Origin of the sequence: Levilactobacillus enshiensis (assembly GCF_007115095.1) — a bacterium.
GTDB lineage: Bacteria > Bacillota > Bacilli > Lactobacillales > Lactobacillaceae > Levilactobacillus > Levilactobacillus enshiensis.
The window spans coordinates 1-566 of the sequence record NZ_SULH01000039.1 but is presented as its reverse complement, the minus strand read 5'-3'; the positions used below and the strand labels follow the sequence as shown (position 1 = coordinate 566).

Annotated in this window: 2 protein-coding genes; both read left to right on the top strand. The window is 36.6% G+C overall.

Annotated elements, in window-relative coordinates:
- The coding region (locus tag FAY32_RS14480) for a topoisomerase C-terminal repeat-containing protein (RefSeq protein WP_191988200.1) at positions 1-123 on the top strand (123 nt) is incomplete at its 5' end.
- A gap of 120 nt (positions 124-243) precedes the next feature.
- Positions 244-459 carry a hypothetical protein gene (locus tag FAY32_RS14475; protein ID WP_003713050.1) on the top strand — a complete coding sequence of 72 codons (216 nt, stop codon included), beginning with the start codon at positions 244-246 and terminating at the stop codon, positions 457-459.
- Positions 460-566 lie beyond the last annotated feature (107 nt).

Sequence of the window (566 nt, the reverse complement as noted above, 5' to 3'; positions counted from 1 at the left end):
ATTAAAGCGTTGGTCACCAAGGGGGAAACGAGCAAATTAAAGGGTTTCAAGAGCAAAAAAGGAAAGTTGTTTGACGCCAAGTTAAAGCTTGACGGCCATAAATTAAGTTTTGATTTTGATTAGAACCTGCCTACCGCCCTGCACGTTGTTTCGGTTGGTGAACTCGTCATTTAGGTTTACTTTTCAAAAACCAAAAAGTGAACCTAACCAACGAGTGTAATTGTAAAAGAAGGAGGATATATCATGAAAAATGAACTGGAAGCATTAGCAAGCGAATTACCTATTTTGACGGATAAAAGCAGTTATAAGTACCTATCAGAAGTTGCGGGTAATGGCAAATATATTCAAGTTGCGTGGCAAAAAAAGAATGCCGAATATTTAGCACTTTACGGCACACAATCTATCAAGTTACCCCAAATTGATAATTCTGTAGAGTTTGTAGACGCCGAGGAGGGTTAATCATGCCAAGTAAAGTTGAAACTGAAAAATGGAAAAGGCAGCTTGTCGAAAATGCCGAAAAAGAAATTTTAAAACTAACTGATAGTGAAAAATTTAAAAGTTATCTT

Coding starts and splice junctions, on each gene's coding strand:
- FAY32_RS14475 (WP_003713050.1), top strand. CDS start 244: ATGAAAAATGAACTGGAAGCATTAGCAAGCGAATTACCTATTTTGACG.